Source organism: Paenibacillus pasadenensis DSM 19293, from assembly GCF_000422485.1.
GTDB lineage: Bacteria > Bacillota > Bacilli > Paenibacillales > Paenibacillaceae > Paenibacillus_O > Paenibacillus_O pasadenensis.
The window spans coordinates 288812-297125 of the sequence record NZ_AULW01000015.1; the positions used below are offsets into that span (position 1 = coordinate 288812).

At 68.8% G+C, this 8314-nt stretch carries 7 protein-coding genes and 1 pseudogene; 3 read left to right on the forward strand and 5 right to left on the reverse strand.

What is annotated here, in order from left to right:
* Positions 1 to 112: 112 nt before the first annotated feature.
* The gene (rpmF, locus tag H582_RS0103850; protein WP_028597468.1) at positions 113 to 286 is read right to left on the reverse strand and encodes a 50S ribosomal protein L32; all 174 of its coding nucleotides are present in this window, start codon (positions 284 to 286) and stop codon (positions 113 to 115) included.
* A 50-nt stretch (positions 287 to 336) separates the two neighbouring features.
* The gene (locus H582_RS0103855) at positions 337 to 840 is read right to left on the reverse strand and encodes a YceD family protein (protein ID WP_028597469.1); all 504 of its coding nucleotides are present in this window, start codon (positions 838 to 840) and stop codon (positions 337 to 339) included.
* Between the two features lie 137 nt (positions 841 to 977).
* Here H582_RS0103855 and H582_RS0103860 point away from each other — a divergent pair, with 137 nt between their 5' ends.
* Positions 978 to 2222 carry a nucleotidyltransferase gene (locus tag H582_RS0103860; RefSeq protein ID WP_028597470.1) on the forward strand — a complete coding sequence of 415 codons (1245 nt, stop codon included), beginning with the start codon at positions 978 to 980 and terminating at the stop codon, positions 2220 to 2222.
* A gap of 231 nt (positions 2223 to 2453) precedes the next feature.
* On the opposite strand, the gene H582_RS32550 is transcribed toward H582_RS0103860, so the two are convergent.
* Positions 2454 to 3308 carry a S16 family serine protease gene (locus H582_RS32550; protein WP_052332927.1) on the reverse strand — a complete coding sequence of 285 codons (855 nt, stop codon included), beginning with the start codon at positions 3306 to 3308 and terminating at the stop codon, positions 2454 to 2456.
* 95 nt (positions 3309 to 3403) lie between these two features.
* Between H582_RS32550 and H582_RS25845 the strand changes: the two genes are divergently transcribed.
* A complete protein-coding gene (locus H582_RS25845; RefSeq protein ID WP_052332928.1) occupies positions 3404 to 4765 on the forward strand; it encodes a nucleoside recognition domain-containing protein in 1362 nt (453 codons plus the stop codon).
* A gap of 109 nt (positions 4766 to 4874) precedes the next feature.
* On the opposite strand, the gene coaD is transcribed toward H582_RS25845, so the two are convergent.
* Both coaD and rsmD read right to left on the reverse strand, forming a co-directional pair.
* The gene (gene coaD / locus H582_RS0103875) at positions 4875 to 5438 is read right to left on the reverse strand and encodes a pantetheine-phosphate adenylyltransferase (protein WP_084136541.1); all 564 of its coding nucleotides are present in this window, start codon (positions 5436 to 5438) and stop codon (positions 4875 to 4877) included.
* On the reverse strand, positions 5422 to 6012 hold the full coding sequence (gene rsmD / locus H582_RS0103880; RefSeq protein WP_028597472.1) for a 16S rRNA (guanine(966)-N(2))-methyltransferase RsmD: 591 nt from the start codon (positions 6010 to 6012) through the stop codon (positions 5422 to 5424). The genes coaD and rsmD overlap by 17 nt, the downstream gene beginning before the upstream one ends.
* 370 nt (positions 6013 to 6382) lie before the next feature.
* Here rsmD and H582_RS0103885 point away from each other — a divergent pair.
* Positions 6383 to 8131, forward strand: a pseudogene (locus tag H582_RS0103885) (fibronectin type III domain-containing protein); the annotation flags it as partial.
* Between the last annotated feature and the right edge of the window lie 183 nt (positions 8132 to 8314).

Genomic DNA, 8314 nt, shown 5'->3' on the forward strand with positions numbered 1-8314 from the left:
TTAACACCTGGTACCAATTCAGTATAGTAGAATTGCCCCCGGCCCGCAAACCCAAAAAAAACGCCCGCCGGAATGGCGGGCGCTTCGGTTCCCCCGAAGGGACGGAAGAGGACTATTGGGAAATAACCTCTTTGGTTTTGTAGTATCCGCAAACTTTGCAAACATGGTGAGCCAGCTTGAGCTCTCCGCACTGCTCGCACTTCACCATGCCCGGCACAGTCAGCTTGAAGTGCGTGCGGCGTTTGTCGCGGCGGGTCTTGGACGTTCTGCGTTGTGGTACTGCCATTGTCTAACACCTCCTTCAAAGATCGGCGTTGCCTCAATCATGAGCCGCTTCTACTCCAGCAGCTTTTTAAGCGCCTCGAACCGGGGATCGATGACATCCCTGGAACAGCCGCATGATTGCTCGTTCAGGTTGGTTCCGCAATCCGGGCAAAGCCCCTTGCAGTCGTCGCTGCAGAGCGGCGCCATCGGCAGGTAGATGAGCAGGGTGCCCTCCACGTAAGGCTGAAGGTCGACCTTGTCCTCTGCGACGAGGATGAGGTCCTCGTCCGCCTCCGGATCCTTCACCATCGAGGCGAGCGCGAAACGCTCCTCGATCGGAATGCTCAGATGCTCCTCCACCGGCTCCAGGCAGCGCGAGCAGACCATCGTCAGATCGGCGCGAAGCTCTCCGGTCACCTGCGCCGTGCCCTCGTAGGGCCCGACGTCAAGCTCCACGGACATAGGCTTGGCCGCAACGACGTCCTTGCGATCCTGCAGCAGCTCGGTTACATCCAGCTTCTCGCGGAAGCTGGGCTCCTGTCCTTTGGACACGACTTCCATGACACGAAATTCCATAAGATCACTCCAAACAAACAAAATTTATTATATCGAGCTTGGAAGCCTTTTGTCAACCAAATCTCCTTGTCATTCACCGCTTCGTTCCGCCCGTGCTATAGTAGGGATGAAAACGCTGACCGAAGCGAGGTGCAAGGATGCGGACCGTAGGCCTTATCGTCGAGTATAACCCGTTTCACCATGGCCATGCCTATCATCTTCAAAAATCGAAGGAAGCCGCCGGCGCCGAAGCGTCCGTCGCCGTCATGAGCGGCAGCTTCCTGCAGCGCGGCGAGCCCGCGCTCATGGACAAGTGGGCCCGGACCCGCACCGCCCTCGAAGGCGGCATCGACCTCGTGCTCGAGCTGCCGCTCGCCTATGCCGTGCAGCCGGCCGAATGGTTCGCCTACGGCGCCGTCTGGACGCTCGAGGCGACAGGCGTCGTCGACGCGTTCTGCTTCGGCAGCGAGACCGGCGAGCTGGCGCCGCTGCGCGCTGCCGCCCGCTTGCTCGCGGAGGAGCCGGAATCGTTTCGCGCGGCGCTGGCGTCCGGCCTGGAGCGAGGGCTCCCGTATCCGTCCGCGTACTCCGCCGCGGCCGCCGAACTGCTGCGCCGGGACGGCGGCGCGGAGTTCCCGCCGCTCGCGGCGGAGCAGCTCGCGCAGCCGAACATGACGCTCGGCCTGCATTATCTGCTTGCGCTCGAGCGGCTCGGCGGCCGCATGGAGCCGCTTACGATCCGCCGCGAAGGGGCCGGCTACCATGACGAGGCCGGCAGCGGCTCGATCGCCAGCGCGACCGCGATCCGCCGCATGCTGGAGCAGGGCGGCGGCGCGGCCGGCATCGCGCGCTACGTGCCGGCGTCCACGCTGCGCGTCGTGGAGGAGCAGCTCGCCGCCGGCGAGGCGCCGCGCCGCTGGGACGACTACTTTCCGCAGCTGCTGCACCGGCTGCTCGTCGAGCCGCCCGCCTCGCTCGCAGGCACGCTCGGCTTCGGCGAAGGACTGGAGCGGCGGATCGCCGCCCAGCTCGCGGCGCTGCCGGAGCTCGGCTTCGAGCCGCTGCTCGCCGCCGTCAAGACGAAGCGCTATACGCGCACGCGGCTGCAGCGCGCGCTGCTCGGCGTGCTGCTGAACCTGCGCGCCGCGGAGCTCGGCCGCGAGCGCCTGGCGGCCGGCCCCGGCTACATCCGCGTGCTCGGCTTCACGCCGCGCGGCCAGCAGCTGCTCGCGCGCATGCGGCGCGAGGCGTCGGCGCCTGTGCTGACCAGCGCCGCGCGGGCGGACGGGCTGCCGCTGCTGGAGCTGGACGTCCGCGGCACGGCGGTGCATGCCGCAGGCGGCGGCAGCCGCGACCCGAGGCGGCTGCTGCGCGACTATTACGAGCCGCCGATCCGCCTGTAGCCGCTGGCGCTCGAAGATCCGCAGCCGATCCGCCCGTAGCCGCTGGCGCTCGAAGATCCGCAGCCGATCCGCCTGCAGCCGCTGGCGCTCGAAGATTCGCCGCGGCCATGCGCCGGCTGCCTTCCCAGCCGTCCGGCCGCGGCGGCGGGATTCAGCGGCGGCTCCGGATCGTCCGCTGATCGCCGTCCGGCTGCTGCCTGCCGCGAGCGGACCGGAAACAGCCGGCGTTCCCTACGGCCGCGGCTGCAGCAGGGCGACCGCCTCGGCGAGCGTGTCCGCGCCGACGACGCGCATCCGCCCGCCGGCGCGCCGCGCCGCTTTTTCCGCCTCGCCCGCCTCCGCCTTCGGCGCGACGAACAGGCCGGCTCCCGCTTCCGCGGCCGCCTGGGCCTTGCGGGCGACGCCGCCGACCGCTCCGATGCGGCCGGCGGCGTCGATCGTGCCGGTGCCCGCGATGCGGCGGCCGCCGAGCAGCTCCGCATCGGGCGTCAGCCGATCGTACAGCGACAGCGCCGCCATCAGCCCGGCGGACGGTCCGCCCGCTGCGGCCGCGCCGAGCCATAGCGGCTCCCGGCCTCCGTCCGCGAGCCGCAGGCCGGACGGCTGGGAGCCGGCTTTTTCCGCCTCTCGCTCCGACGTCCCGGCCTCACCCTCCGCCTCGACCACCTCCCGCTTCGCCTCGTCGGCCGCCGCTCTCGCCGCCAAGAGCAGCGCTTGCCGCATCGCTTCCTCCATCCGTATCCGGTAAGCCTCCTCCGACGCCCCGCCGAGCACCGAACGCACGCTCAGCGCGTCTCCGCGCCCCATCAGCTCGGCGTACGCCGCCTCCAGCAAGCTCGCCCGCTCCAGCTTGACCGCCGTATACAGCCAAGCCGGACCCGTCGCGGCGGCAGCAGCTTCGGCCTCGCGCCCCTCCATGGCCGCTCCGACCTGGATCAGCGGCGCGGCATTCCGCGCGAATCCAGCCGTCTGCACGTAATACGGCCGCGGCAGCGCCGCCGCCGCGACGAATCCGGCCAGCGCCAGCGCGGGCAGCCAGCAGCGGATCGACGCCCGCGGCGCAAGGCCCGTCCTTTTTTCCCGCATGCCTCCCCCTCCGCTCTCCCCGTTCTTCTAAGCCCGTCCGCCGATGCGTATACATACAGGAGCCTGCCCGTCCCAGATCGAAGGAGGACCGATCCATGCTCCGTACCCTCTTGACCGCCTGCGCCGCCATCCTCGTCGTCGCCGCCATCGTCGGCGGCACGTCCGAGGCGTTCCAGGCGTCGCTGTCCGGACTGTCGCTGTGGTGGAATTTCGTCTTCCCTGCCGTGCTTCCCTTTCTCGTGCTCGCCGAGCTCATGCTCGCCTTCGGCCTCGTCGACGGCCTCGGCGTGCTGCTGGCGCCGCTCATGCGGCAGCTCCGCCTGCCCGGCTCGGCCGGCTGGGCGCTCGTCCAAGGCTGGACGAGCGGCTATCCGGCCGGCTCGAGCGCGGCGGCGCGGCTCGTCCGCTCGCAACGCCTCACTCCCGCGCAAGGACAGCGACTGCTGGCGCTCGTCCATTCGCCCAACCCGCTGTTCGTCATCGTCGTGCTCGGCGCGGGCTTCCTCCATCAGCCGCTGTTCGGGCTGCTGCTGCTGCCGCTGCTCTGGGCCGGCTCGCTGCTCGCCGCCTGGACGATGAGCCGACTCGCGCCGCTCTCGGCCGCGGAGACGAAGACGACAAGCGCGGACGGCGCGAGCGCGTCGGCCGCAGCCGCCGAGCCGAGCGGCTTGACAGGCGCCGGATCGCGGGACGCGTCCGGCTCCGACCGCGAAGGGGCGCCGGCAGCTGAAGGCCCGCCCGCGCCAGTCGCGATGCGCCCGGCAGCGACCCGCGCCAGCCTCGCGGCCCGCGCCCTGCAAGCGGTCGAGGAAGGCCGCGCGCGCGACGGCCGCAGCTTCGGCAAAGCGCTCGGCGACGGCGTGAACGGCGCCGTCCAGCAGCTCATGGCGGCCGGCGGACTGATCATCCTCGCCTCCGTGCTGCTGCGCCTGCTGCAGCCCCTGCTGCCTGCCGCCATCGCCGGCCCTGGACTGACCGCCGCCGCCGAGGCGCATCTTGGCGCGGCGGCGCTGGCCAGCTGGCATGCGCCGGAGCCCGCCTCGCTGCTGCAGGCGGCCGCGCTCGCCGCCGCGCTCGGCTGGGGCGGGCTGTGCGCCCTGCTGCAGGCGGGCGGAGCGGCGAGCGACAGCGGCCTGCGCCTGCTGCCGCTCGCCGGCTCGCGCCTGCTCGCCGCCGCTTATTCCGGCGGGCTCGCGCTGCTGCTGTGGCGGCCGCTGTCGTCGCTGGCCGGCTCGGCCGCTCCCGCCTTTGCCGGCGCGGACGGGGCGCCGCCCACGGGCTGGGCGGCCGGCGCCCAGCGGCTGCTCCAGGAGCCCGGCGCCTGGAGCGGCGTGCTGCGCGGAGCGCTGCTGCTGCAGCTGCCGCTCGCCGCAGCGCTCGTCTCGGCGCTGCTGCTGCTGTCGGCCGCTGCCGCGCTGGCTCTGCGCCTGCGGCGCTCCGCCCGCACCGAGGCGTGAGCGCCGGAGCGGCCCGGGCGATGCGGCGGCTCGACGACGTGGCGTCTCGTTCGTTCCACCTGCCCGTTTTGACGCGCGCAAGCTTCCCCGGCACGAACAAAAACCGGCCTTACTCAGGCCGGTCCGGATATTTGAGCAGCAGCTCCCTTTCGACCGCCGGCGGCACCAGGTCCTTGACGCTGCCTTGGAACCGGGCGATTTCTTTGACCATGCTGGAGCTCAAGTAGGAATATTTCGGATTGGTCATCATGAAGATCGTCTCGATCTCCTCGTCGAGCCGATGGTTCATCGAGGCGAGCTGCAGCTCGTACTCGAAGTCCGTCACCGTTCGGATGCCGCGCACGATCGTGCTCGCGCCGCGCGAGCGCATGAACCGAACGGTCAGATCGCGGAAGCTGTCGACCTCCACGTTGGGGATGTCCTTCGTAATTTCGACGAGCAGCCGCTTCCTTTCCTCCACGGAGAACAGCGGGTTCTTGCTCGTATTGTTGAGCACGGCGACGATGACCGTGTCGAACTGCCGGGCCGCCCGCTGGATGATGTCCAGGTGGCCGCAGGTGACCGGATCGAAGCTGCCCGGATAGACCGCGATGCGCCCCTTTCCCGCCGTGCCCGCAGCGGTCTCCGCCTCCGCGCCGGCCGTTCCTTCTAGATGCCTATCCTTCTTGTCCATCTGCAGCCTCCGTATTCCCGTCTTCGCGACGGCGGTACACCGTGACCGCCGTCTCGCCGTACTCCGCGCGCTTGCTCCGCTCCCATGCGCCGATCCGCTCCGGATAGGCGAGGGAAGCGTCATGCTCCACGACGATGACCGCATCGTCCGCCAGCAGCTCCCGTTCCTGGAGCTCGGCGATCAGCTCGTCCATATGCGTCAGCCGGTAGGGCGGATCGAGAAAAACGGCCGAAAACCGCTGTCCCCGCTTCTGCAGCGCCTTGACGGCACGTCCCGCTTCATTGGTATAGATCTCCGCCCGCGCGGCCATGCCGGCCGCCGCGACGTTCGCGCGCACGACCGCCACGCTCGCGCGGTCCATGTCGACGAACACCGCCTTGTCCATCCCCCGGCTCAGCGCCTCGATGCCGAGGCCTCCCGTGCCGGCGAACAGATCGAGCGCCCAGCCGCCGTCGAAGTAAGGACCGATCATGCTGAAGATCGCTTCCTTGACCTTGTCGGTCGTCGGCCTCGTATTCATGCCGGGCACAGCCTTGAGCGCGCGCCCTTTCGCTTCGCCCGCGATCACTCTCATCGTGGTCCGCTCCTCCTGTTGCTTGCGGCGAGTCGCCGCCAAAATGGCCTTCCTATCGTACCACAACCGCGGCGCGCGATGAAAGCGCTGGCCAAAGCCGCGGCGGGAGGCTCCGGGCCAGAGGTCCGCTCTGGCTGCGAAACGCTTGTCACCGGCCGCTTGCGGGCGGGCGACCGGCGGAATTTGTCCCTCCGTCCGCTTGATTTTCCCCTTACCGGCCCTCCTGGACCGCCGGATAATGGAAGGGAACTCATTTCCCTATCCGAAGGAGGAAAATCATTTGACCCCAACCCGGTTCAAGCTGCCGCGCCGCCTCGCGGCCGCCTGCCTGTCCCTCGCGCTCGCGGCCGGCCTGAGCGCCGCCGCCCTGTCCGCGCCAAAAGCCGCCGAGGCCGCTCCGGCCGGCGGCTACAAGATCGTCGGCTACTGGCACAATTTCGACAACGGCTCCGGGTTCATCCGGCTGCGCGACGTCTCGCCCGACTTCGACGTGGTGAACGTCAGCTTCGCCGAGCCCGTCGGCGGCAGCTCGACCGGCAACATCGGCTTCGCTCCCTACAATTATACGGAAGCGGATTTCAAGGCCGACGTCGCTTATTTGAAAAGCCAAGGCAAAAAGGTGCTCATCTCGATCGGCGGCGCGAACGGACAGGTGCAGCTCGCTTCGACAGCCGCCCGCGACGCGTTCGTCAGCAGCGTCTCCGGCATCATCGACAAGTACGGCTTCGATGGCCTCGATGTCGATTTCGAAGGCCATTCGCTCTACCTGAACGCCGGCGACTCCGACTTCAAGAACCCGACCACGCCGGTCATCGTCAACCTGATCAGCGCGCTCAAGACGATCGACGCCCGTTACGGCAGCGACAAGTTCGTGCTGACGATGGCTCCGGAGACGTTTTTCGTCCAGCTCGGCTATTCGTTCTACGGCGGCAGCTGCATCAGCTGCGACAGCCGCGCCGGCGCCTACCTGCCGGTCATCCACGCGACCCGCGACATCCTCGACTGGCTGCAGGTGCAGAACTACAACTCCGGCCCGATCACCGGCCTGGACGACCAGTATCATACGATGGGCAATGCCGACTTCCACGTCGCCATGGCCGACATGCTGCTGACCGGCTTCCCCGTGGCCAAAAACGCCGCCAGCTTCTTCCCGCCGCTGCGTCAGGAGCAGGTTCTGCTCGGCCTGCCGGCGAACGGCAACGCGGGCGGCGGCTTCACCTCCGTCGCGGAGGTGCAGAAGGCGCTCGACGCGCTCATCAAGGGCCAGCAGCTGAGCACGTACAAGACGCGCGGCAGCTCGACCGGCTATCCGAGCTTCGGCGGCCTCATGACCTGGTCGGTCAACTGGGATAAATTCAACGGCTTCGAATTTTCCAGGCAGCATCGCGCCTACCTGAACGCCATCGCGCCGAGCGCGCCGGACACGCAGCCGCCGACCGCTCCGGCGAACGTCGTCTCGACCGCCAAAACGGCTTCGAGCGTGTCGCTCTCCTGGGGCGCATCGACCGACAACCGCGGCGTAACGGGGTATGTCGTCTATTATGGCGGCAGCTCGCTGCAGACGTCCGGCACGTCGGCGACCGTCGCCGGCCTCACGGCCAATACCGCCTACACGTTCACGGTCAAGGCGAAGGACGCCGCCGGCAACCTGTCCGCCGCCAGCGTTCCGCTCTCCGTCACGACGAGCGCGCCTTCCGCCGATACGACGCCGCCGACCGCTCCGGGCTCGCTCGCCGCGACCGCCAAGACGGCTTCAAGCGTCACGCTCGGCTGGAGCGCTTCGACCGACAACGTCGGCGTTACGGGCTATGTCGTGACCTATGGATCGACGTCGGTGGAAACGGCTGCGACGAGGCTCGCCGTCACGGGCTTGTCGCCGTCGACCGCCTACACGTTTGCGGTCAAAGCCAAGGACGCCGCCGGCAACCTGTCCGCCGCCGCCTCGCTGACCGTGACGACGGACGCCGCTTCCGGCGCCCAGGCGTGGGCGGCCGGCGTCAGCTACAAGACCGGCGACCTCGTCACGTACGGCGGCAAGACGTACTCCTGCCGCCAGCCGCACACATCGCTGCAAGGCTGGGAGCCGCCGAACGTGCCGGCTCTGTGGCTGCTGAAGTAAGAGCTGAGCTGAACCGGACGACGCGGCGGAAACCGGCCCGGCCAGCGCGTGATGCGGGCTGACGCGGCAACGTAAGGATGCCGTCGCCGACGCGGGTTGCCGCTCAAATAGCCAATAAGGCGAAGCCGAGAGCATGCTCTCGGCTTCGCCTTTTTTTGAATTCAAGGCACTTTGAGTGCCCTG

Coding starts and splice junctions, on each gene's coding strand:
- H582_RS0103855 (WP_028597469.1), bottom strand. CDS start 840: ATGGAATTTCGTGTCATGGAAGTCGTGTCCAAAGGACAGGAGCCCAGC.
- H582_RS25845 (WP_052332928.1), top strand. CDS start 3,404: ATGCTCCGTACCCTCTTGACCGCCTGCGCCGCCATCCTCGTCGTCGCC.
- rpmF (WP_028597468.1), bottom strand. CDS start 286: ATGGCAGTACCACAACGCAGAACGTCCAAGACCCGCCGCGACAAACGC.
- H582_RS0103860 (WP_028597470.1), top strand. CDS start 978: ATGCGGACCGTAGGCCTTATCGTCGAGTATAACCCGTTTCACCATGGC.
- H582_RS32550 (WP_052332927.1), bottom strand. CDS start 3,308: ATGCGGGAAAAAAGGACGGGCCTTGCGCCGCGGGCGTCGATCCGCTGC.
- rsmD (WP_028597472.1), bottom strand. CDS start 6,012: ATGAGAGTGATCGCGGGCGAAGCGAAAGGGCGCGCGCTCAAGGCTGTG.
- coaD (WP_084136541.1), bottom strand. CDS start 5,438: ATGGACAAGAAGGATAGGCATCTAGAAGGAACGGCCGGCGCGGAGGCG.